This window comes from Thermodesulfovibrio thiophilus DSM 17215 (genome assembly GCF_000423865.1).
Taxonomy (GTDB): Bacteria; Nitrospirota; Thermodesulfovibrionia; order Thermodesulfovibrionales; family Thermodesulfovibrionaceae; genus Thermodesulfovibrio; species Thermodesulfovibrio thiophilus.
The window spans coordinates 1-24,011 of record NZ_AUIU01000018.1; the positions used below are offsets into that span (position 1 = coordinate 1).

25 protein-coding genes and 1 tRNA gene are annotated in these 24,011 nt (G+C 34.2%); 6 read left to right on the forward strand and 20 right to left on the reverse strand.

Features of this window, described 5'->3' with window-relative positions; genetic code table 11:
- The first annotated feature begins 240 nt into the window (after positions 1–240).
- Positions 241–314 (forward strand) — tRNA-Arg (locus G581_RS0108950).
- Between the two features lie 359 nt (positions 315–673).
- On the opposite strand, the gene G581_RS11810 is transcribed toward G581_RS0108950, so the two are convergent.
- From G581_RS11810 to G581_RS0109000, 9 genes are all read right to left on the reverse strand, one after another.
- Positions 674–1,141, reverse strand: coding sequence for a rhodanese-like domain-containing protein (locus G581_RS11810; RefSeq protein WP_051179160.1), 468 nt, complete (start codon positions 1,139–1,141; stop codon positions 674–676).
- 512 nt (positions 1,142–1,653) lie between these two features.
- Entirely contained in the window at positions 1,654–2,355 is a 702-nt protein-coding gene (pyrF, locus tag G581_RS0108965) for an orotidine-5'-phosphate decarboxylase (RefSeq protein WP_028845522.1), read from the reverse strand.
- Positions 2,352–2,900 carry a dCTP deaminase gene (gene dcd / locus G581_RS0108970; protein ID WP_028845523.1) on the reverse strand — a complete coding sequence of 183 codons (549 nt, stop codon included), beginning with the start codon at positions 2,898–2,900 and terminating at the stop codon, positions 2,352–2,354. Before dcd ends, pyrF begins: the two co-directional genes overlap by 4 nt.
- 5 nt (positions 2,901–2,905) lie before the next feature.
- Positions 2,906–4,807, reverse strand: a complete 1,902-nt coding sequence (locus G581_RS11815) for an ATP-binding protein (RefSeq protein ID WP_051179162.1) — start codon at positions 4,805–4,807, stop codon at positions 2,906–2,908.
- A gap of 2 nt (positions 4,808–4,809) precedes the next feature.
- Positions 4,810–5,031 (reverse strand): sulfurtransferase TusA family protein, encoded by a 222-nt coding sequence (locus tag G581_RS0108980; RefSeq protein ID WP_028845524.1) that lies wholly within the window; start codon positions 5,029–5,031, stop codon positions 4,810–4,812.
- Positions 5,024–5,266: a HypC/HybG/HupF family hydrogenase formation chaperone gene (locus G581_RS0108985; RefSeq protein WP_028845525.1), complete on the reverse strand. Its 243-nt coding sequence runs from the start codon at positions 5,264–5,266 to the stop codon at positions 5,024–5,026. The genes G581_RS0108980 and G581_RS0108985 overlap by 8 nt, the downstream gene beginning before the upstream one ends.
- Complete coding sequence (locus G581_RS0108990; protein ID WP_028845526.1) at positions 5,236–5,727, reverse strand: HyaD/HybD family hydrogenase maturation endopeptidase; 492 nt, start codon at positions 5,725–5,727, stop codon at positions 5,236–5,238. Before G581_RS0108990 ends, G581_RS0108985 begins: the two co-directional genes overlap by 31 nt.
- Before the next feature lie 73 nt (positions 5,728–5,800).
- Positions 5,801–7,471 carry a nickel-dependent hydrogenase large subunit gene (locus G581_RS0108995; protein WP_028845527.1) on the reverse strand — a complete coding sequence of 557 codons (1,671 nt, stop codon included), beginning with the start codon at positions 7,469–7,471 and terminating at the stop codon, positions 5,801–5,803.
- 15 nt (positions 7,472–7,486) lie between these two features.
- Positions 7,487–8,500, reverse strand: coding sequence for a hydrogenase small subunit (locus tag G581_RS0109000; protein WP_028845528.1), 1,014 nt, complete (start codon positions 8,498–8,500; stop codon positions 7,487–7,489).
- A 274-nt stretch (positions 8,501–8,774) separates the two neighbouring features.
- On the opposite strand from G581_RS0109000, the gene G581_RS0109005 reads away from it, so the two are divergent.
- Entirely contained in the window at positions 8,775–9,092 is a 318-nt protein-coding gene (locus G581_RS0109005; RefSeq protein WP_028845529.1) for a hypothetical protein, read from the forward strand.
- Positions 9,093–9,273: 181 nt separating this feature from the next.
- On the forward strand, positions 9,274–10,437 hold the full coding sequence (locus G581_RS0109010) for an MFS transporter (protein WP_028845530.1): 1,164 nt from the start codon (positions 9,274–9,276) through the stop codon (positions 10,435–10,437).
- On the opposite strand, the gene G581_RS0109015 is transcribed toward G581_RS0109010, so the two are convergent.
- The 10 genes from G581_RS0109015 to mltG all read right to left on the reverse strand — a co-directional run bounded on the left by G581_RS0109015 (position 10,415) and on the right by mltG (position 20,123).
- Positions 10,415–11,056: a response regulator gene (locus tag G581_RS0109015; protein ID WP_028845531.1), complete on the reverse strand. Its 642-nt coding sequence runs from the start codon at positions 11,054–11,056 to the stop codon at positions 10,415–10,417. The genes G581_RS0109010 and G581_RS0109015 overlap by 23 nt on opposite strands.
- Positions 11,049–13,010 carry a sensor histidine kinase gene (locus G581_RS11820; protein ID WP_169368432.1) on the reverse strand — a complete coding sequence of 654 codons (1,962 nt, stop codon included), beginning with the start codon at positions 13,008–13,010 and terminating at the stop codon, positions 11,049–11,051. The genes G581_RS0109015 and G581_RS11820 overlap by 8 nt, the downstream gene beginning before the upstream one ends.
- A 181-nt stretch (positions 13,011–13,191) precedes the next feature.
- On the reverse strand, positions 13,192–14,427 hold the full coding sequence (gene glgC / locus G581_RS0109025) for a glucose-1-phosphate adenylyltransferase (RefSeq protein WP_028845532.1): 1,236 nt from the start codon (positions 14,425–14,427) through the stop codon (positions 13,192–13,194).
- A gap of 14 nt (positions 14,428–14,441) precedes the next feature.
- On the reverse strand, positions 14,442–14,945 hold the full coding sequence (locus G581_RS11295) for a C39 family peptidase (RefSeq protein ID WP_051179167.1): 504 nt from the start codon (positions 14,943–14,945) through the stop codon (positions 14,442–14,444).
- A complete protein-coding gene (gene prmC / locus G581_RS0109035) occupies positions 14,942–15,793 on the reverse strand; it encodes a peptide chain release factor N(5)-glutamine methyltransferase (RefSeq protein ID WP_028845533.1) in 852 nt (283 codons plus the stop codon). The genes G581_RS11295 and prmC overlap by 4 nt, the downstream gene beginning before the upstream one ends.
- Positions 15,790–16,851, reverse strand: a complete 1,062-nt coding sequence (gene prfA / locus G581_RS0109040; protein ID WP_028845534.1) for a peptide chain release factor 1 — start codon at positions 16,849–16,851, stop codon at positions 15,790–15,792. The genes prmC and prfA overlap by 4 nt, the downstream gene beginning before the upstream one ends.
- Positions 16,844–17,731, reverse strand: a complete 888-nt coding sequence (locus G581_RS0109045) for a DUF1385 domain-containing protein (RefSeq protein WP_028845535.1) — start codon at positions 17,729–17,731, stop codon at positions 16,844–16,846. Before G581_RS0109045 ends, prfA begins: the two co-directional genes overlap by 8 nt.
- Before the next feature lie 81 nt (positions 17,732–17,812).
- Positions 17,813–18,013, reverse strand: a complete 201-nt coding sequence (gene rpmE / locus G581_RS0109050) for a 50S ribosomal protein L31 (RefSeq protein ID WP_028845536.1) — start codon at positions 18,011–18,013, stop codon at positions 17,813–17,815.
- 63 nt (positions 18,014–18,076) lie between these two features.
- Positions 18,077–19,132 carry a flavodoxin-dependent (E)-4-hydroxy-3-methylbut-2-enyl-diphosphate synthase gene (ispG, locus tag G581_RS0109060; protein ID WP_038065782.1) on the reverse strand — a complete coding sequence of 352 codons (1,056 nt, stop codon included), beginning with the start codon at positions 19,130–19,132 and terminating at the stop codon, positions 18,077–18,079.
- Positions 19,125–20,123 carry an endolytic transglycosylase MltG gene (gene mltG / locus G581_RS11300; RefSeq protein WP_051179169.1) on the reverse strand — a complete coding sequence of 333 codons (999 nt, stop codon included), beginning with the start codon at positions 20,121–20,123 and terminating at the stop codon, positions 19,125–19,127. The genes ispG and mltG overlap by 8 nt, the downstream gene beginning before the upstream one ends.
- 75 nt (positions 20,124–20,198) lie before the next feature.
- On the opposite strand from mltG, the gene selD reads away from it, so the two are divergent.
- From selD to G581_RS0109085, 3 genes are all read left to right on the forward strand, one after another.
- Complete coding sequence (gene selD, locus G581_RS0109075) at positions 20,199–21,224, forward strand: selenide, water dikinase SelD (protein WP_083962692.1); 1,026 nt, start codon at positions 20,199–20,201, stop codon at positions 21,222–21,224.
- Between the two features lie 112 nt (positions 21,225–21,336).
- The gene (locus tag G581_RS0109080; RefSeq protein WP_028845540.1) at positions 21,337–21,816 is read left to right on the forward strand and encodes an Hsp20/alpha crystallin family protein; all 480 of its coding nucleotides are present in this window, start codon (positions 21,337–21,339) and stop codon (positions 21,814–21,816) included.
- Between the two features lie 43 nt (positions 21,817–21,859).
- Positions 21,860–22,735: an NAD-dependent epimerase/dehydratase family protein gene (locus tag G581_RS0109085; protein WP_028845541.1), complete on the forward strand. Its 876-nt coding sequence runs from the start codon at positions 21,860–21,862 to the stop codon at positions 22,733–22,735.
- Here the strand turns inward: G581_RS0109085 and G581_RS0109090 are convergent.
- Positions 22,732–23,967 carry a molybdopterin molybdotransferase MoeA gene (locus tag G581_RS0109090; protein ID WP_028845542.1) on the reverse strand — a complete coding sequence of 412 codons (1,236 nt, stop codon included), beginning with the start codon at positions 23,965–23,967 and terminating at the stop codon, positions 22,732–22,734. The genes G581_RS0109085 and G581_RS0109090 overlap by 4 nt on opposite strands.
- Positions 23,968–24,011 lie beyond the last annotated feature (44 nt).

Consider the following 24,011-nt stretch of genomic DNA (forward strand, 5'->3'; position numbering starts at 1 on the left):
ATAGCGTTTCAAGTCCTCAAGTGTTACCTGTCCAGTCGATGCAAGAAAATAAGATGGCACAGAGTGATTGCCTTTATCCAATATATATTTCATAAGGAAAGAATAATATAAAACTGAATCAACATTCAAGGGAAAAATCGCCTTTCATCCCCTCCCTCACGGAAGGGAACTCCTCGGCGAGAAAGTTAAATAAATCAATGTTGAAATAAAATAGTTAAAATTTTTAAAATAGCATATTGTGCGCCTGTAGCTCAGTCGGATAGAGCAACTGCCTTCTAAGCAGTGGGCCGGGGGTTCGAATCCCTCCAGGCGCGCTTCTAAAATTTTTCAAAAAAACCAAAATCTTAAATTTCTACAAAAAGTAACAGTAAAAAATTGATATTATAAAACTACAGATTTAACTGAAAGTGTGGGGAAATTTAATTATCTTAATTTTCCAAAAAAGAACACCGCAACATCTTGACATAACAGTTGACCAAGCTAGAACAAACAGGAAAATTGCTGCATCAAACTAGGCAACAAAAATTAAAGAAAACTTTGAAAAAGATATATACTAAACATGCTAAAACCCCAGAAACTCAGCAGACTAACAAGATAATAGTGTGTCTAAGTTCTGGGGTCCATTTTATAATCCAACAAAAATAAAATATTTCATTTTTATTAATCTCAGCCGTTATTTTTTAATGCCTTTACCCATACCCTGAGGTTCACCCTTTTCTATAGCTTCTTTAGCCTGTTGCCAGGCTTCAAATCCACCTTTAAGATTATAAATATTCTTATATCCAAGTTTTTTTAAATCACAAGCCACAATGGAACCTCTTCCGCCAGTTTTGCAATAAATAAGATAAGTTTTTTCTTTATCTGGCAACCAGTTATAAGCCTGAAAATCCATCAACCCTCTTGGAGCCCATATTGCACTGGGGATATGTCCATCAATGTATTCTGGATATTCACGAACATCTACAATAATAGCTCCTTTTGCAATTAATTCTTTCGCTCCCTTTACATCGACTACATTAATGCCACATTGTTGAGCTTCTTTGACTCTTTCATCACTGAGTGGAGTTGCAGCCCAGGTAAAGTTTGTTAAAATTAAAACAACAAATGAGACCTTAATTAAAGTGTTAATCAATCTTCTCATAATGAACCTCCTAGACAAAAATTTTTTATCTGCAAAACAGATAAAGTAATTAGTAATTTTATAATATTTAAATTTTATTTGTTTGTCAATCTAACGAAATTCTTCAAAAACAATCTCTCTCTGAAAAGTAATTGTTTGCCCAGAATTGAAAAAACGAGCAACCATTCATTTAACCTAATTAATGGTAAATTTAATAAATGGAGGTTATCAGAATGGTTGCACAGTTCAGAAAGGAGCTTTTGTCCCTTTCTATCCCCAAATGAGAATTAATAATGCTTCATTTTTTAAGGAGTTTGAGGGACACAGTCCCTCAAAGAGTATACAAAATGAAGAGCAAATATTTAATCATCAAGCACAATAAAATATGCGCATAATACCTACCTCAGTATGTTTCTTGGTCTAACCAACTCCTTACAATCTTAATTAAATCATCTATTCTGAAAGGGGCAGGAAATAAAACCTCATCTAAAAGGGATTGTAAAAAATGTTAAATGATTATTTGCAGTATAGTTTTATTGGAAAATACTTTGAATCGTTTCTAAGGGATTTTGTGAAGAAGTGATAGCTCTTCCAACAACAATATAATCTGCACCACGTAAAAATGCCTCTTTTGGAGTAACAGTTCTTTTTTGGTCATTTGATTCTGCTTTAAAAATCCGAATACCAGGTGTTACAACTAAAAAGCTCTGCCCGCATAACTCTTTTATCGCGTTAACCTCATGGGCAGACGAGACAACACCATCAAGCCCTGCGTTTTTAGCCATTAAGGCAAGTCTTTTTACAAAATCCACAACAGACAAATTTATCCCGATATCTTGTAAATCCTGTTCATTAAGACTTGTTAAAGAGGTAACTCCAATTATTTTTGTAGTTAAATCTTCTCTGAACGCATGCTCTTTAACGGCTTCAACAGCTTTTTGAAGCATATGAAAGCCTCCAGTTGTATGCACTGTAAGCATATCGATATCATGCTGCAAAGCTCCTTTAATGGCTTTATATACAGTGTTTGGAATATCATGAAGTTTCAGGTCAAGGAAAATCTTTTTATTAAGTCTTTTAATCTGGTTTATTATATCTGGCCCCTCGTTTATAAAAAGCTCAAGTCCAATTTTATAAAAATTAATCCATCCCTCAAGAGTTCTGACAATATTTAAAGCATTGTTTTTATCAGAAAAATCAAGAGCAACTATAATCCGACTGGTATCAATACTCATATTTTAGGTAATACTATGCCTTGTTGAGCCTGATATTTGCCTTTTCTATCAGCATAGGAAACCTCACACTCTTCTTCTGCCTTAAGAAATATCAGCTGTGCAATTCCTTCGTTTGCATATATTTTTGCAGGAAGTGGTGTTGTATTTGAAATTTCAATGGTTAAAAAACCCTCCCACATTGGTTCAAGAGGCGTTACGTTTACAATAATGCCGCATCGAGCATAGGTTGACTTGCCAATACAGATAACAAGCACGTCTCTTGGGATTCGAAAATACTCAACAGAACGGGCAAGAGCAAAGGAGTTCGGTGGAATTATGCACACATCTCCTTTAATCTCAACAAAGCTCTTAGGATCAAAATCTTTTGGATCAACAACAGTGTTGTTTATGTTTGTGAATATTTTAAACTCATCTGCCACTCGCATGTCATATCCATAGGAACTTACACCATATGATATAACTCCCTCTCTTACAAGTCCTTCTTCAAACTGTTCAATCATTCCCTTCCGAGCCATCTGTTTTATCCATCTGTCATTTCTTACCATACTATTTACTCCTTTTCATCAATAATATTTCTTATTTTCTGTAAAATTTCTTCAGAGTCTAAACTTTTTTCTACAGAGATAACATCTTTTAAAGCAACTGGATGTCCGCTCATTATGATAATTTTTGCATCTGGTTTAATTGCTTTTATTCTTTTCATAACCTCTAAACCGGGTAATCCAGGCATAACAAGATCAATAAGGCATAACGCGATTTTATCCTTGTTTATTTCAAATATGTTTAATGCTTCATTTCCATTTTTTGCTTCATATACTGTATATCCATATTCTCTAAGAAAAGAAGATATGAAGCCTCTGGCCTGTTCATCATCGTCAACAACAAGAACTGTTTCTGTGCCTTTTAATGATTGTCTGTCCATAATTTGTCTTGCTTTTTTTTCTTTTACAGGCAAATATATTTTAAATGTAGTTCCCTTGCCGGGTTCGCTATAAACATAAATTTGCCCATTATACTGTCTTATAAATCCAAAAACTGTTGATAATCCAAGTCCTGTACCTTTACCCTGTGGTTTTGTTGTAAAAAATGGTTCAAACAATCTCTGTTTTGTCTCTTCATCCATTCCAATACCTGTATCAGTAATACATAACGCAATATATTGACCAGGTTTTATAAGAGGATGCGTATAAGCGTATGCATTGTCCAATAAAAGTTCTTTAAGTCCTATGGTGAGTTCGCCACCTTCTGGCATTGCATCACGGGCATTGGTAATAAGATTCATCAAAATTATCTCAAGGTGCGCAGGATCTATTTCGTAGAATAGTTCTGTTTCAGGAAGGGTTAACTTAAGGTCAATATCTTTTCCTATAATTGGTTTTATAAATTCAAAAAATTCTTTAAGATATCTATTCAAATTGATAGGCTTAATACCTGACAGCTCTTCTTTTCGACTAAATGTAAGTAATTTTTTTGCAAGATCTTTTGCTCTTTCTCCCGTCTCAATTATTTTTTCTACAAAATTTTTCAGCGAAGGGTCTTCTATTTTTGCATGTAAAAGTCCTGCAAATCCTATTATTCCGGTAAGAATATTATTAAACTCATGGGCAATTCTTCCAGAGAGAAAACCAAGAGATTCCATTTTCTGTGAGTGAATAAGCTGTTGCTGTATCTTTTTTCTTTCTGATATATCAATTATTGAAACAATTGATTTTTTTGTATAAGGAATCATTCCTACATTAAGTAGTATATCTTTTGTTTTACCTGTTTTATCTTTTAGCTTTGACTCATACTGTCTTGGAGCTAAAGATGGCGATATTCTTCTTAATTTATGATATTCAATCATTTTATCTAACACTTCTTCAGTGAAAAATGCTGTCCACTTCATTTTTCCTTCAATATTCTCTTTATTGTATCCAGTTAAAGCTTCAAATTCAGTATTTGCATATTCAACAGTCATATCCTCTTCAACAACAATTATTGCAGTCCCAACATATGAAAAGATGGCTTTTTCCTGCTCAAGAAGTTGAAGTATCTCCTGATCCTGTTTTTTTATATTTTCGATGTAATTAAGGAATGTTTCTTTTTGCTTATTGATAAGTTGTCCAAGCATTTGGACAATTTCTAACTGAGAGTCCTCTGAAGCAGTTGCTGAAAAATCTCCCTCTTGAATTCTCTTTAAAACATCAAAATGTTCACATATCCCTAGCGCAAGCTCATGCGTAAGATTAATCATGCTTTCAACTTCTTCTGATAGTTTATTGATTGAATTAATAAGCCTTTGAACTGCATATCTTTTAAATGTCAGTTCTATTCTATGTGATGTGTCTCCCTGAGCTATTTTATTCAAAACATCTGAACATAAATGAAGAACTTCACTTATAGAATACCTGTATTCACAGGAAGGATTATCACATCTTAAGTATCCACCATAAGAACAGGGATTTTCTTTCATTACTAAATCCGTATTGTTACCTTTATTTTATTCCCAAATCTTTCAATATTCAGGATAGTTTTACCAAGTTTTAAACACCAGGCCTTTATATCTTTTTCGAAAGTTGGACAATCACTAACTATATCAATAACTTCGCCCTGCTTAAGCTGTGAATAAAGACTGCTTAATTTAAGAATTGGCAAGGGGCATCTAAGTCCTGAAAAATCTAAGAACCTATCAGCCAACCCTTTCCTGTTCCTCCATCTCCTGGAATATCTTCTGGAATATCTTTAGTGCTTCTTCTGCCTCAGGTGGATCCATTTTGTTTATTGCAAATCCTGCGTGAACCAAAACATAATCTCCGATCTTTGGTTCCTCAGGCAATAACATAAGAGAAATCTGCTTTTTCAACCCCATTACATCCACTGTTGCCATGTAGCCATCAAGCTCTATGATTTTTGAAGGGACTGCAAGACACATTTTACACCCCAGCTTTCAATTATTTTTAAAATTTCCTCAATTAATTTATTTAGTTTACCAGCTATAGTGTCAGAAAGGTCAAGTCCGACATCGATAGTTTCAGGCTGAATCCCCACGAGGATCAATTCTTCAGGCATTACATCCATAAAACGAGCAACATCTAAAAGGTCCTGTACTCCTACATGATGAATTGAAAGTTTTGTTTTTAAATATGGAGGGATTTCGTCCTCCTTTAAAATTTTTATAAAACCCGGTTCTTTATGAAAATCAACTACATCAACAATAATAATCTTATCGAATTTTTCTATATAAGGCAGTAGATCAAGACCTAGAGTACCTCCATCAATAAGCTCGATTTCTGGTTCAAATTTATAGTTCTCTTTTAAAATTTCAGTAACTTTTGGGCCAGCTCCTTCATCTTTCATGAGTATATTTCCAACACCGATAATGCCTATTTTCATTTTCTTCTCCTACAATAAAAAATAAAAAGCCCTCCATTTTAAGGAGGGCTTAAAGCAGTTAGTTAAATACAGATTACTCCTCTTTGATCTCAATTGTATGCATACCACATGCCATACATGGATCATAAGAGTGAATGGTTCTCAAAAGTTCAAGAGGTTTATTGGAATCAGCAACCGGTGTTCCAACCAGAGCTTCTTCAACAGGACTTCTCTGTCCCTTGTGGTCCCTCGGAGAAAGATTCCATGTTGATGGAACAACCATCTGGTAATTTGCAATCTTTGCATCTTTTATGACAACGAAATGAGCAAGGCATCCACGTGGTGCTTCATGGAACCCAACTCCCTGACACTCTTTAGGCCAGCTCTTCGGATTCCATTTGTCTGTATCTGCAATCTTTGTATCGCCTTTCTTCATATTAGCAGCAAGCTCCAGTATATACTCTTTTGTCTTTTTTGCCATAAGCAGAGTTTCAATTCCTCTTGCAGCGGTTCTTCCCAGAGTTGAAAACAAAGCTTCCGGGCCAACCCCTAGTTTCTTTAAAACCATATCAGCAACTTCTTTTACATCATGATGTCCTGATGCATATGCGACAAGGACTCTTGCAAGCGGACCAACCTCCATTGGAAGCTCATCGTATCTTATTGCCTTGCCCCAGCTGTATTTCCCTTCTACATTGAGATATTCATAGGGTGGCTTTGGTCCTGTATAGTTAGGAGTTGTTTCACCCTCCCATGGATGTAGTCCTGCATTTTCGCCCTTTGAATATTTATACCATGAGTGAGTTATGTATTCCTTGAATTTTTTATGGTCAAATTTTTCTATTTTTGCTAGATTCTTATTGATTATTACTCCTCCAGGGAAGTAAAATTTACCATTAGCATCTGGATAATCTCCATATACAAGGAAATTACCGAAACCACCAATTCCCGCCCAATCTTTATAGAATGATGCTACTGCAAGAAGATCAGGTATGTAAACTTTTTCCACAAATTCTATTGCTTTATCAGCATACTTAAGCATAAAAGCAATGCTGTCAGCATTCAATGCGTTCTGGCTTTCTGGATCAACAGGTGTTGACTGACCCCCAACAATAAATGTCTGAGGATGGGGGTTTTTTGATCCAAGAAGAACCTGAATCTTTATTATCTCTCTTTGTATATCCAGAGCTTCAAGATAGTGAGCTACTGCCATAAGATTTGCCTCAGGTGGCAGTTTATACGCTGGATGACCCCAGTATCCATTAGAAAATATTCCAAGTTGACCTGATTCAACGAAAGCTTTAACTTTATCCTGCACAGCTTTAAAATAAGTTGCAGAATTTTTGGGCCAGGAAGATATGCTCTTTGCAAGCTCTGAAGTTTTTTGAGGATCTGCTTTTAAAGCTGATACAACATCGACCCAGTCAAGCGCATGAAGATGATAAAAATGAATAATATGGTCCTGAACATTCTGATTGGCCATTATGATGTTTCTTAAAATTCTCGCATTTTCAGGAATTTTTGCTCCGATTGCATCCTCAACAGCCCTTACTGATGCAATTGCATGAACAGTAGTACAAACACCACACGCTCTCTGTGCATAAGCCCATGCATCTCTTGGGTCTTTTCCCTTTAAAATAATTTCCATACCACGCCACATTGTGCAGGAAGAATAAGCATCCTTTACTTTGCCATCACTTACAGTGGCTTCAACTCTTAAATGTCCTTCTATCCTTGTTACAGGATCAATAACTAATCTTGCCATACATACCCCCTTTATTTATTCTTTTTTATCTTTTCTTGAAATTAAACCAGATACTGCCATTGCACCAAGCCCTACCTTAGCATAAAAGTGATTTTTCTCAGCAGATGCGTAAAGATTGTTATCCCAGAACTTGGGCTCTGAACAGCTAATACATGGATGCCCGGCCATAATAGGCCAGCTAACTCCCTCATTCCATCTTATTGTAGGACAGTTATGATTTGTAAAAGGACCCTTACATCCCATTTCAAATAGACACCATCCCTGTCTGTGTCCTTTATCTCCCCATGCTTTGACAAACTCACCTGTGTCAAAGTGTCCTCTTCTTTCACAGTTATCATGTATAAGCTTTCCATAGGCAAAAAGCGGTCTTTTTAATTTATCAACTGATGGAAGTTTACCAAATGTCAGGAAATATACAACTGTTGCAGTAAAGTTTTCAACATTCAGAGGACATCCAGGAAGGTTTATGACAGGCTTATCCTTAATAACATCCATTACACCAACAGCACCAGTTGGATTTGGCTTTGCTGCTGGTACTCCGCCAAAGCATGCACAGTTTCCAACCGCAATTACTGCCATAGCATCCTTGCATACTTCTTTAAGTAAATAATCTGAAGATTTGCCACCAATTGTGCAGTAAACTCCTCCATCTTTTGATGAAATTGCTCCTTCAACAACTACCAGGTATTTACCTTTGTAATTCTTGATTGCATCGTTAAGTGATTTTTCGGCCTGATGCCCTGCTGCAGCCATTATTGTTTCGTGATATTCAAGAGATATAACATCAAGAACAATCTTACCTATTGCTGGCTTGCTTGCTCGTAGAATGCTTTCAGAACAACCTGCACAGTCTTGATATTCAAGCCATACAACTACTGGTTTTTGTTTTTTTTCCATTGCTTCAGCAATTGTTGGAACAAAGGAAGAGGATAGCCCTAAAACCGCTGCGGTAGTACCACAGAACTTCAGGAAGTCTCTTCTTGAGACTCCTTTACGCACCAATCCTTCATAGATTGTTTCCCTTTCCATATATACCCCCTGAAAAATTTTTTGTGTATAAAAGTGTATAATGTTTTTTTAAATTTGTCAACTTTTTCCGTATTTTCAGGAAAATAAAATTGTGTTCAATCAATAAATCAAAAGTTATAACATAACTAAGAAAAGCTTAAAAGATAAGAAAATTGATATGTCCTCTTCTAAAATAAAAATATTTGGACAGAATCCACTAGGTTACTAAAAAACAAGCAAATAACAAAATATTTAAGGTTTTCATTATAAACCCAAATAAGTTATAATTAATCATATGTTGTCAGCTAAAATTTATAAAAAATTAATAATTTTAATTTTTATCCTATTATGGCAAAGTCCTGTTATTTTTGCCCAATCTGATATTGATTTCGATCACAATACTTCTCTTAAAAATTGTTTAACACAATGTGACAAGACATATAAGGCAGAAATGGTAGGATGCAACATGGGTTCATTAGTGGGAGCTGATTCCAAACCTATGAGAGATAATGCAGCAAGCGTTATGTGTTACCAAAAAGCAAAAGAAAGCTACAATAACTGTCGACAAACTTGCCAGTCAAAAGAAATAATAATTCAGGATAAAGAAAAATAAATCTATTTTTTAAACAAAATGTCTACCGCATTTCAGTAGTAATGCTTACCACTTCTTTCCAGAAAGTCCATAAATATTAATTTAATAATCCCTTTTATTATTATGTTTAAAAGCTAGGTTTAATTTGGATCATTTATAAAAGTTTAAAAAACAAAATTATAGCATTATAATAGTAGATATTATGCCAATTAAAGAGTTTATTGCCATTATTTATACTACTGTAATGACCATTTCGGCACTGCATATGCCAGAACCACTATTACCGATACTGGCTGGTTCTTTAAAAGTTGAAATGGATACTATACCACTTATTATGAGTGCGACATATATTCCTCTGACAACTATTCCTCTGATTTCTGGAATTATGCTTAAATTTCTTTCGCCGAAAAATATGATCCTTCTTGCAGCTTTAATACATTCATTAATTGTTTTTTTGATTTCTATTGCAGAAAATCTCTATTTAGTTATTTGTTTGAGATTTATAGAAGGTTTTTTAATTTCAGCTATTCTTACTTCAAATACCACTTATATTGCATTAAAATCTGTACAGGGAAGAATTCAATTTTTTATTTCATATTATATTGCCTTTACCATCATTGGTGGATTGTTTGGAAGGATTTTCAGCAGTATCATAGCTAACTATTTTGGATGGAGAATATGTTTTCAAATAATGTCTGTAAGCTTACTTATAGTTATTCCCGTGGTTTATTATTTTCTTGAAAATATAAAATTACCAAAAAGCATTGACACTAAAAGCCACAGTGATCAAGATAGTTTTAAAGAATTAAAAATGGTTTTTTTGGATAAAACATATCTATATATTTATATTTCTATTTTCTGTCTGTTTTTTGTTTTTTCAGCTATAACTAATTTTTTACCTTTTAGAATTAAAAACATTGATAAAGAAAGCAGTCAGATAGTTATAGGATTTATTTATACTGGATATATCACGGGAATATTTATGTCTTTTATTGCAACTTCAATAATAAAATGGATCGGAAATGAAAGAAAGACCATGCTCGCTGGTTTTATTATGTATGGTTTTTTCCTTCTATTATTGAGTATACCTAGTATACCGATAATTTTTCTTACAATGTTTGGCTTTTGCTCGGGTATGTTTCTTGTGCACTCAGTTGCTTCTGGTTATCTCAATAAAATAGCAACAATACCAAAAAGTCTTGTTAATGGGGCATACATTGCTTTTTATTATTCTGGTGGCGTTCTTGGTTCATACATTCCAGGTCTTATATATAAAAATTTTGGATGGGGAACTTTTATAGGATTATTATTTGTTTTCATTATTACCGGCCTGTGTATTATAACTAAACTATCAGACCATGCGTGATAGCATAGTTTATAATTTCGGCATTATTCTGTAGTTCAAGTTTTTCAAGAATCCTGGCTCTGTAAGTACTTACAGTTTTAATGCTTATAGAAAGATCCTTTGAAATTTCTCTAAGAGTTTTTCCTCTGGCTATCATAAGCAAAACCTGAAACTCTCTTTCTGAAAGTTTTTCATGAAGAGGTATATCATTAGATTTATCAAGATAATGAAGCAATTTTTCTGAAAAACTCTGAGGAATATATTTACCGCCCTTGACTATTTTTTCAACAGCTCTTAAAAGTTCTTCAGGATCCGCAGATTTTGTTATATAACCTGAAGCTCCTAATTTTAATGAACGCATTGCATATTGTTCTTCTGGATACATACTCAGCATTAGTACTTTTACTTCAGGATATAATGTTTTAATTTTTTTTAAAGTTTCTATCCCATTAATATCTGGCATGGCTATATCAAGAAAAACAATATCAAACTTTTCCCTTGAAATAATATCAAGAGCTTCGTGTCCGTTTTTTGCCTCTTTACAGTCCTCGATATAAGAAGTATCAAGAAGAATTTCTTTTAATCCTTTTCTAAAAAGAGTATGGTCGTCAATAATTAAAACTTTGAGTTTTTCAATCATCGGGCTTCAAAGGCAATGAAATGATCACCTCTGTTCCTCCTTCTGGTATTCTGTGAATATCAATGGTTGCATTTATAGAGTATGCTCTTTCTCTCATAGCCATCAAACCAAATGATCCTAAACTCTTTATTTTTTCTTCTGATATCCCTATCCCATTGTCTTTAATAATCAATGAAAGACTTCCATCAGACCTAAATATTTTAATATTTACTTCCGTAGCTTTAGCATGTCTGGCTATATTTGTAAGACCCTCCTGAAAGATTCTAAAAAGATTTAAAGATACATTTTTTGATAAATTAAAACCATCATCTGATATGGTAATATTACAATGTATTGAAGTATTTCGTTCAAATTCTCTAATCTGCCACATTATAGCATCCTGAAGGCTTAAGTGGTCAATAAGTGATGGACGTAGCCTGTTTGATATATTCTGAACCTGTTTTATCAACGCATTTACTATGCTTAATGTCTCGTTAAATTTTTTTCGCAAATTATAGTCCTCGATTCGTTTTTTTATCCATGACAGACTTAATTTTAAAGCAGTTAGAGACTGACCCAACTCATCATGAATTTCTCTTGCAATCTCTTTTCTTTCATTCTCTCTTATATTCTGTAAATATAAAGAGAGTTTTCTCAATGCTTCTTTGGATTTTGTCAGTTCTTCTTCAATGCGTTTTCTATAAGTAATATCCCTTCCTATTGTTTTTGTTTTAACAAAATTGCCTTTCTCATCAACTTCAACAAACACATTTAATGAAGCAGTAAACTCAGAGCCATCTTTCCTTATAAAATCTCTTTCTATTTGAATAAAATTATAGTTATCTATTAAAGGGAAAAATTTTGCCTGAGCTCTTTTTGAATCTTCTGTCATGAAATAAGTCAAAGGTTTGCCTATTATTTCTTCTTTTTTGTAGCCCAACATTTTTGCTTCTGTTTCATTACACTCAATAATTATTCCGTTTTTATCAACAGAATGATACATATCAGGCGCATTATCATAAAGATCCCTGTATTTTTTTTCTGAAATTCTCAATTCTTGTTCAATTTTCTTTCTTTTTGAAATATTGATTGCAAGAATAACTATTATCAGGGATAAAGTAATAAAAACTAGAATAATCATAATTAAGGTGTCTCTGTATTTTATGAAAAAACTTTCAGGAATATTTATAACTCTACTTTCTCTGGGAAGTTGTTTTAAAGATATGTTGAATTTTTTAAGTTCTTTGTAATCAAACATGTATTCGTTTGGGCTATCTTTAATTACAGGAATTTCAGAAGGTAATTTACCATGCAAAACCTCTAAAGCAAGTTCTCCAGCTTTTTTGCCCTGCAGGAACGCACTTGTCAGCTTTCCTCCTACAATACCTCTGCCAAGATAGAAATCCCATACACCATATATTGGAACCCGACTATGAGAGTAAAGCAAATCAAGACTCTCTTCATAGGCAAAAAAATTACCAGTTCTGTCCCTGTTTGCAAGGAGAAGGAGTATGATGCTTTTAGATGGAATTTTTTCAACTTCTTTTGGCAATTCTTTCATATCAGGATTTTCAAGCATAATGAAATTTATGCTGCTTGGAAATCTTGGTAATATTTCAATAAGACTTTTTTTCATCGCAAGCCCTGTAGTTGTTATATCATTAATAATATAAACTCTCTGAGTATCACGATGAAGTTTAAGTGCAATATCAATGGTTCCCGCAATATCTGTCTCTTCAGCAACTCCTGTGAACCATTTTCTATGTTTTTCTATTAATTTATCAGAGAAGTCATTAACACCACAGAAAATAACAGGTGTACGGTAAAACAGTTGTTGATAATATTTTCCTATAAACAGCAAAGCGTCATTGTCAGAGACAACTATCAGATCGAACTTAATTCCATTGTACTTTTGTTTCATGAAATTAAAAAACTTTTCAAAATATCTTTCTCCATAAAAACGTTTAGTGTCCATATATTCTATATAAAAATCGATATGGTCTTCCTCAGGTTTTAATGATTTTTTAATGCCCTGCAATATATTGTCCGTCCAGCTTAATCCCTGATGGTAAGAGTTAATGACTAAAATCTTTTTCTTTTCCTGAGCGTTTGCAGATAAACAAAAACAACAACAGAAAATAAAAATAATACAACTTTTAAATATGTTTAATTTCCTTAATCCATTCATTATATCGTGCTGCTCTTGGAAGAATACATATCCCTGAAACATCTATATGACATCGAAAACGATCCTTTTCAGGTGAAAGACCAATTTCTTCTCCATCATAGACAACATTTTTTTTGTCAATTATAACACGAGAAAGTTTACTGTTTCTTTTTATGACAACATCATCCATAATAAGAGAATCCGTTATCTCGGTATTTCTTTCAACTATCACTCCACTTCCTATAAAAGAGTTTTCTATCTTGCCTCCGTATATCAAAGCTCCATCAGCAATAACACTGTTTTTTATTTCTCCATCAAGAATTTTTACAGGTGGACCATCATATTTTGCAGGATAAATTGTCCACATTTTATTGTCAATCTCAAAGATTGGTTTTTCCCCAAGCATATCCATATGTGCATCAAAGTATGCTTTAATTGTACCTACATCTCTCCAGTAACCCTGTTCCTCATAAGGTTTAATATCTGAGACTCTGTTTTTGCCAAAATCATAAGCATAAACACTATAACCTTTTTCCACAAGGTCCGGAAGGACATGAGCACCAAAATCATGTTGTTTTTTCTTTTCAGCACGCACCAATGCATCAATCAAAATGTTGGTATTGAATATATAATTGCCCATTGATACATAAGCCATTTCAGGATTGTCAGGCATCGATATTGGTTGTTTAGGTTTTTCCTGAAATCCTGTTATTCTCTGGTCTGGTTGTGTTACTATAACGCCAAATGATGAGGCTTCTTTTATTGAAACAGGTCTTGCAGCTACTGTAACCTGAGCGTTATTTTCAATATGAAATTTTAACATCTGCCTTATATCCATCCTGTAAATATGATCTGCACCAAAAATTAATACAATATCTGTTTCATGATCTTTAATTAAGCCTATATTTTGAAAAACTGCATCAGCTGTTCCCTGAAACCATTCAGGTCCCATTCTCATCTGAGGAGGGACTACTGTCACAAAATGATTGCGTCCAACAGAGGAAAAAAACCAGTTCTGCCTGATGTGTTCGATAAGGGACTGAGATTTATATTGAACAAGAAGATATATTGAATAAACATAAGAATTAACAAGATTACTCAAAACAAAATCAACTATACGATATCTTGCTCCAAAAGGCACAGAAGGTTTTGACCTGAAAGATGTTAATGGAAAAAGTCTTTCACCTTTACCACCTGCAAGAACTATTGCCAATACATCAGGCATGGATTAAGTCCTCCTTATCTTGTTATTAAAAGTGTCCAGAAATCTGTCTTTCTCCATTTTTTTAAAAAATCATGGATTTTTATTTTTTTATTCATCTCTGTTCCAGAATTTACTATAACAAAATCATCACTAAATCCTACAACCACCATAAAATGATATTTTCTATAAAACCAGTATCCCTCATCTGTCATTACAATCAAAGGTTTGTCAGCCTGAATTTTTTCTTTTATATCTTCGATACTTCCTGTGTATTGAACAGCTTTAAAGCCCCTTTTTTGTGCAAAGATAATCATATCAAAATCAGATGTTCCACGTGCTCCTTTACTGTAAATATCTTTTGCTATTTCATCAGGTGTTATTTCCATCCCCAGAAAATTCAAAACCGTAGCTAAAGATGAAGGACCACACTGAAAATCTTCAGAAGGGAAAAAAGGAACAGAATTGATTATATATTCCTGAGCATTAAGAACTTGTGGAAACAGAAAAAAGAAAATTATAATATACTTTAAACTTTTCATACTACTCTGTTTTTTAATATCATAACTCTTTCAATTCCTGCAAGGTCTTTTACGTTTTTTATTATTTCAAAGCCATTAGATTTTGAAATATCTTTAACTGTTTCTGTCTGTCCCAACCCTAGTTCCAGAAAAATCAGTCCATCATTTATGAGATATTCTTTCGCTCTTTTTAATATTTCTCTGTAAAATTGCAGTCCGTCTGCTCCACCGTTCAAAGCCTCGAAAGGTTCATAATCTTTAACTTCACTCTGTAATGTATAAATTTCTTCTGTTTTAATATATGGTGGATTGGCAGTAATACATGTAAATAATTTTTTTTTTAGAGGTTCAAAGAGATTGCCAACAATAAAGCTGGCATTTTTGATATTATTCAGGGTTTTAGTTTCATTCGCATAAAAAATCGCTCTTTTTGATAAATCAATACCATATACTTTAGATTGGGGAATGTTTTTAGCAATTGCAAGTGCAATACAGCCTGAGCCTGTGCACAGATCCAGTATTGTTTTCCCTCGATTTATAATTAAGTCTTTCCTTTTGATAACTTCTTCAACTAAAATCTCTGTCTCAGGCCTCGGAATCAACACTCCTTGCCCAACTTTTATTCTGATATTATAAAACTCGCATTCTTCCAGAATATACTGTAGCGGTTCTTTTTTTAAACGTCTTTTGACAAGGAAATTGATAGTTTCAGCCTGTTCAGAAGTCAGATCAGGATTTTGAGTATAAAGCTTTATTTTTTCAATTTTTAAAACATGGCAGACAATATCCTCTGCTTGTTTTTCTGGATGGTCAAAGTTTTGTTCTTTTAAAACTCTGACTATCTCTTTTATTTGATCAAAAGCTTTCACATCTCCTTAAGCTTTTCTGCCTGATAGTAGGATGTTAATGCATCAATCATTTCGTCAAGATTTCCGTTTAAAACCTGGTCAAGCTTATATAGAGTCAATCCTATTCTGTGGTCTGTAATCCTGTTCTGAGGGAAGTTGTAAGTTCTTATTCTTTCACTTCTTTCACCTGTTCCTACCTGCCCCTTTCTCTCAGCAGCCCTTTCTGCTTCTTTTTTCTGTGTCTCTATTTCAAACAAACGAGCTCTTAAAACCTTCATGGCCTTTTCTCTATTTTTCATTTGAGATCGTTCATCCTGACATTGAACAATTATTCCTGTTGGAATATGAACAATTCTCACCGCCGAGTAGGCAGTATTTACTGACTGTCCTCCCGGTCCTGATGCGCAAAATGTATCAATTCGTAAATCTTTTTCATCAATTTTTATATCAACCTCCTCCGCCTCTGGAAGCACTGCTACTGTTGCAGTTGATGTATGAATCCTGCCTGATCCTTCTGTTAAGGGAATTCTCTGAACTCTATGCACTCCGCTTTCATATTTTAATTTGCTGAATGCACCCTTGCCTGAAATTGTGGCAATTATTTCTTTCAAACCTCCTAATCCTGTTGAATGAGTATCAATAATTTCCACTTTCCAGCCTTTTGATTCAGCATATTTTGAATACATTCTGAACAGATCTGCAGCAAAAAGAGCAGCTTCCTCACCGCCTGTTCCCGCTCTTATTTCAAGAATTACATTTTTCTCATCTCTTGGGTCTTTTGGTAAAAGTAAAATTTTAAGTTCCTGTTCAATCTGAGATTTCCTTCTTCTGAGTTCCTGCAACTCTTCTTCAGCAAGCTCCTTTAACTCTGAGTCATTACTTTTAAGTATCTCTTCAGTCTCTTCAATCTGTTGAAGAACTTTTTTATATTCTCTAAATTTAGTAACAATAGGCTCAAGATTGAGTCTTTCCTTAGAATATTTCATGTATTCTTCTTTGTCTGAAATTATATCAGGGGTTGAAAGAGCCTGTGTTATTTTTTCATATTTATTTTCTACTTCTATTAATTTTTCAAGCATTGGATTCTTTCTCCTTTTCAGAAAAGCTTAATACTGCTTTCAAAGCTTCGCATGCAACCTCTATTTGTGAAGAATCTGGCTCTTTTGTAGTAATTTTCTGAAAGCCAAGACCAGGAAATATAATAATTCTACCGAGAAAATTATTTTGCCATTTTGCAGAGAGTTTTAAAATTTCATAAGATACTCCTGCAATAACAGGTAAAAGCACAATTCTTGATACAGCTTTCAACAAAAAGTTCCATGAAGATGGAATCATTGAAAATACAAGTATGCTTATAATAAGAACAATAAATATAAAACTTGTTCCACATCTTACATGAAGTCTTGAATATTTTTGTATATTTTCAGCAATCAATTGCTCTCCTGATTCAAAAGCATTTATAGTTTTATGTTCAGCCCCGTGATAGGCAAATATTCGTTTCATCTGTGACCACATGCTTATTATAACCACATATCCTATGAATACAAATATTCGTATAATGCCATCAACAAAGTTAAAAATAAACGAATTTGTTGATACAATTTCCATTAAATAACCTGTTAGCCTGGTCATATACAAAGGTAAAATAATAAACAAGGATATTCCTATTATCAATGCTAAAAACAATGATAGAGCTAGACTCCATGGGCTTGACTTTTCTTCCTTAAAAACAACTTTACTGCTGAAATCTATCGCTTTCATACCAAGCCAGAGGGTTTCAAAGAGAATAAAAAATCCACGAATTACAGGTATTTTTGAAATAACACTCTGTTTTTTAAATTTTTCTGATTTGATTATAATTTCACCGTCTGGGTTTCGAACAGCAACAGCCCACCCCTTTGGTGATTTCATCATAACTCCTTCAATTACAGCCTGTCCACCTACAGTAACATCTTTCATTTCTTATACTCCTGAGATTGCAAATAAAAAGGGGTTAGAAAAATGTATAATTTATCTAACCCCCTGCACAAAACTTAACAGCTATTTTTTACCGTATTTCTTTATAAACTTCTCTACTCTACCTTCTGCATCAACAATCTTCTGCTTTCCTGTGTAAAAAGGATGGCATTTAGAACAAATATCCACTTTAATAACAGGTTTTGTTGAACGAGTGATAAATGTTTCACCACATGCACATACAACCTTTGCCTCTTTGTATTCAGGATGAATTTTTTCTTTCATCTTCTCCTCCGTCATAAAGTTTAACAATTAATTTTATCCTGAAATATATTTTTTTAGCAAGCATTAAGGTTTTATCTCATCAAGTAAGGCTTTCACAACTTCACTTTCTTTAACAGTTTTTACTATTTTACCTTTTACAAAAACTATCCCCTGTGCTCTGCCCCCGGCAATTCCATAATCTGCTTCTCTTGCCTCACCGGGACCATTAACAGCACATCCCATAACAGCAACTTTTAAAGGTTTTTTTATATTTTTCAATGCATTTTTTACCTGTTTTACCATTTTTTTTATATCTACTTCACATCTTCCACATGTAGGACAACTTATTATTTCAACCCCATACTCTCTCAATCCTGTTACTCTTAAGATTTCATACGCAACATTAACCTCAATAACTGGTGAATCAGTTAATGAAACTCTTACTGTATCACCGATTCCTTCAAGAAGTAACATTCCTATACCAATAGCACTTTTTACCGCTCCCTCTGGTATGGGCCCTGTTTCTGTAATGCCAACATGCAGTGGATAGTCATGCTTGTTACTGAAGAGATTATAAGCCTCTACTGTTTTTAACACATCAGAAGCTTTAAGAGAAACTTTAATATCATGAAAGTCGAGTTCTTCAAGTATTTCAATATGTCTTTCTGCTGCTTCCACCATTGCCTGCGCAGTTGGATCACTGTATTTTTGCAGTAAATCCTTTGGCAATGAGCCTGCATTAACACCTATTCTGATTGGAACTTTTTTATCCTTTGCAGCATTAACAACTTCTTTTACTTTCCATTTAGCACCAATGTTTCCAGGGTTAATTCTTAATCCATCAACACCCTGAAATATTGCTTCAAGTGCAAGCATATAGTTGAAATGAATGTCTGCAATTAGAGGAATCTTTATTTTTCTTTTAATTTCTCCCAAAGCTCTGGCAGCCTCCATATCCGGCACAGCCACTCTTATAATTTCACATCCAGCTCGTTCAAGTTGTTTTATCTGTCTTACAGTTTTTTTTATATCTCTTGTATCTGTCTTGGTCATAGATTGAACAGCAACAGCAGCACCATTTCCAATTGGTACATTGCCTATATAAAGTCTTCTCGTTTTTTTTCGTTCAGACTTATTCATCACTCTTATTTCCTCTTAACATATTGATAGCTGAAATATGAGCCTGATAATCAACGGAGAATTCATGAGTACCGTCGCCTTTGGAAACAAAATAAAGATAAGGCACTTTTGCAGGATATAAGGCAGCAAGAATTGATTTTAACCCCGGACATGCAATAGGTCCTGGTGGAAGTTTTTTGATTATATAAGTGTTGTATGGAGATTTATTTTTAAGGTCCTTTTTCGTAACACCAGTTTTGTATCTTTTTACCCCATAAATTGCTGTTGGATCTGCCTGTAGAGGCATTCCAATCCTGAGCCTATTATGATAAACTGCTGAAATTAAAGGCTTTTCCTCTTCAACCTTTGCTTCTTTCTCAATTATTGATGCAAGTGTTACAACTTCATTTACAGTCCACCCCATTTTTTCTGTTTGTTTTCTTAATTCTTCATTATATACCTGCCAGAATTTTTTAATCATCATTGTCAATATTTCATTTATATTCATTCCTTTAGGAATCTCATAGACAGAAGGAAATAAATAACCTTCTATGCTTGGTGCCTGTATATTCATGGAACTCAAGAAAGCTGGATCAGTAGCAAGATTCCATAGTGCCTGTTTAAATTCAGGATTAATCTGTGCAAGTTTATCAGCTATTTCATAAAGACTATCTCCCTCTATAACAGTCAATTTATACTCAATTATTCTGCCTTCGAGTAATTTCTTTAAAATATCAAGCATTGTCATATCTTTTGTAATCAGATAATAACCAGCCCTTGCCTTTTTTTCTATGCCAAGCAGTTTGCCAGCGATTATAAACACATGCTCGTCTTTTATAAGACCTTTGTCTTTGAAAGTTGATGCTATTGCATAAAAACTCGCACCTTTTGGAATGTAAACTTCTATGTCTTTATGAATTTTCAGAGGTTTTTCAAGAACTATTGCTACATAAATGCTGAAAAAACAAATATATAGCATGAAAACAACTACAAGAGACTTCCAGAATTTCATTTTGAAATATTATCAAATAATTAATCTAAATCGCAACTTTTATGATAGAATTTAATATAAACAAGAGGAGAAAACATGCTTACAGAAAAAGTTAAAGCTGCTGGTTGAGCAGCCAAAATAGGTCCTGGGGACCTGGAGGAAATTTTAAAATACATATCTTTTCCATCAGATGCAAATCTTCTTGTTGGTTCTGAAGACTGGTCTGATGCAGGGATATATCGATTAAAAAATGATCTCGCAATAGTGCAGAGTATCGATTTTTTCACTCCCATTGTTGATAGTCCATATGGGTTCGGACAGATAGCAGTTGCAAATGCATTAAGTGATATCTATGCTGTTGGCGCAAAGCCTATTTTAGCTCTTAATATCGTCTGCTTTCCAATAAATGATATGGAGAAATCGATTCTTGGAGAAATTTTAAAAGGCGGTGCTGATAAACTTAATGAAGCTGGCGCTTTAATGATAGGAGGACACAGCGTAGAAGACCCTGAAATCAAATATGGAATTGCAGCTACAGGAGTTGTTCATCCTGAAAAATTTGTCACAAATAGAGGAGCCAAAAAAGGAGATATTCTAATTCTTACAAAACCTATTGGCACTGGAATTTTATCAACTGCTCTTAAGGGAAAGCTTCTAGATAAAACAATAACACATCTTCTCACTCAAACAATGTCAACATTAAATAAAACAGCATCAGAAGTTATGATGGAAACTGGAGTAAATGCATGTACTGATATTACAGGATTTGGATTATTAGGACATACCCTTGAGATGGCAAGAGCAAGCAAGGTAACGATCAAAATATGGAAGAATAAAGTGCCCTTGCTCCCAAAAGTTTATGATTTTGCCTCCATGGGAGTGGTTCCTGCAGGCGGAAGAAGGAATGTAAAGTACTGTTCAAAAGCAATTGATACTGGCAATACAGACCCTATAACTCTTGATATTCTTTCAGATCCTCAGACATCAGGCGGCCTTCTGATGTCTGTTCCATCAGATAAAGCAGATAGTTTAATTTCACAATTAAAAAATAAAGGAATTCAATCCGCAACAGCAGTAGGCGAAATCATAGAGGAAAGTCAGGGGAAAATTATTATCTCTTGACATGATATGTATAAAAAAATTTAATAAAACCTCTTGACAAATTTGATTCTTAGTTGTTATATTTAGTCAGATAATATCAATACAATAAAAAACTTAAAAGGAGGTGTTAACTATGGCAAGAAAAGAAACAAAAGATGTAGCAAGAATTGAACCTTCAATCATGGCTCCTTTTGAAGAAATTGACCGTCTTTTTGATGAATTTATGAGAAGACCTTTTTCTATTTTTGGTTCACTTATGCCAAGATTAAGGGCTGAAGCCGAGGTAATATCCCCTGCTGTAGACATATATGAAGAGGGTGATCATCTGGTTGTAAAAGCAGAGCTTCCTGGTATAAACAAAGAAGATATTGATGTAAAAATAACTGATGACTATATCACCATTTCTGGCGAGAAAAAGAAGGAAGAGAAAGTAGAACAAAAAGATTACTACAGATATGAGCGTTCTTATGGTTCCTTCTCAAGAACATTCACGCTTCCAGTGGATGTTGATATAGATAAAGCTCAGGCAAAGTTTGAAAACGGTGTGCTTGAGATAAGAATTCCAAAAACAGAAGAAGCAAAGACAAAAGAAAGAAAACTTCAGATCGAGTAAATATGCGGGAGGGCAAATGCCCTCCCTTTAACTTTAACAATAAATGTTAAAACTTCTTATTACAGGTGCAACAGGATTTGTCGGACGATATGTTGTAACCCAGGCATTACAAAAAGGTTATGATATTCATCTGATTGTGAGAAATTATCAAAAAGCAATAGCTCTATTTGGAAAAGAAATTAAAACTTACCAAATTGATGACCTGACCCAGAAAACTCAATTAGCAAAAATAATAGAAAACATTAGCCCTCAATATGTTATTAATCTCATAGGAATTATTAAAGAAATAAAATCACAGGCGGTCACTTTTGAAAAAGTGCATTATGAGTATTCAAAGTGTCTTTTTGAAGTTTTAAAGGATTATTCTGCAGTCAAGGTTATCCATATGAGTGCTCTTGGAGTTGATGAAAAAGCTCCTTCCAGATATCATAAAACTAAACTTATGGCTGAAAAGGAGTTGATTAAAAGCGGAATTCCATTTGTGATAATTCGTCCTTCTTTTATTATAGGTCCTGAACAACTACTTTTTGTAAAGCTAAAATCAATTTTAAAGAAGACTCCTGTGTTACTCTTTCCCGATATTCACAATTACTTTTTTCAACCGGTTGACGTAAGAGATGTTGCAACTTGCTTTTTAAATGCAATCGAGCATGAAGAAAATGAAATTTTTGAACTCTGTGGAGATCAAAAAGTAAGTTTGAAAGATATGGTTAAGGATTTTATAAAAACTGTTGGAGGTAAAGTTTTATTTATAGCTATACCCGGATTGTTTCTAAAATTATTTGCAACTGAACAGTATAAAATGATGTGGAAAGATAATATATGCGGACATTCTATAGATGCTTTATCAATGCAAAAAATTTTAGGCAGACAACCAATTCCATATAAAGAACAGATAAAATGGGCAGCTAAATTCTAATCTATAATTATGACAGAAACTTCTTCGCCTTCTTCAACTCCAAGAAGGTCTGAAGGAATGCGAAGAACACCATCAGCCTTTACAAGGCTCATTATCAGTCCAGATTTACTCAAAAGAGGATCTGCCCATATTTCACCATTTTTTTCTTCAAGATGAACTCTTATGAAATCCTCTCGTCCAGCCTGAGAGTGAATACTGCGTGCTATCCTTGCCTTTATAATGTTTTTAAATATTTTATCCGTTAACCCGAGCATCTGATTGAGCACAGGTTTTACAAAAAGTTCAAAGCATATATACACAGCAACAGGATGACCTGGAAGTCCAAAAACAGGCTTGCTATTGCAGAGTCCTCCGATAACAGGTTTGCCAGGTTTTATTGATGCTCCGTGAAAAAGAACTCCTGGCAACCCTAGTTCATCAATAATTTTTGCTGTTAGATCTTTAATGCCAGCAGAAGTTCCACCTGTTATAAGAACAACATCACTGATTTCATGAGCTTTTTTTGTAATCTCCTTTATCGCAGTGTAATCATCTCGTACAATTCCCATTTTTAATGGTATGCCTCCGCACTGCATTGTTAATCCTGCAAGAGTAAAAGAATTAACATCTCTTACTTTACCCAGTGTGTTTTTCTCTGTATGAGGAATTATTTCATCTCCAGTGAGAATTATTGAAACAACAGGCTTTTTTATCACCTGCAGTTCTGTAATTCCCAGTCCTGCAAGAGCTCCAATATCCTGAGGCTTCAGTTTATGTCCTGCTTTTATTACAACTTCTCCAGTTTTTGTATCCTCGTCTCTAAATATTACATTTTCCCCAGGAGATACAGCTCGCAAAATTTCAATCATGTTCTCAGATACTATGTTTACATGCTCAATCATAACAACCGCATCTGCTCCAGCAGGAAGCATACCCCCGGTAGCTATTGAAGCGGCTTCACCATTGGACAGGCTAAAGTCAGGGATAGCCCCCATGGGTATATCTCCTTTGATTGTGAGATAAGCTGGTGAGCTTTCTCTGGCACCAAATGTATCAGATGACCTCACTGCAAAGCCATCAACAGTTGAACGCTCAAATCCCGGAAGGTCTTCTTGTGAAAGAACATCCTCAGCAGTAACTCTATCATATGTCTCTTCAATAGGCATTGTTTCAGATGGGAGGCATCTAAAAGAAATTTGTTCAAGAATAATCCTGATAGCATCTTCTGGAAGCAGATATTTTTTATCAAGCATATTGTCTCATTATACAATGAACAACTCTCACATAACCAGTTATG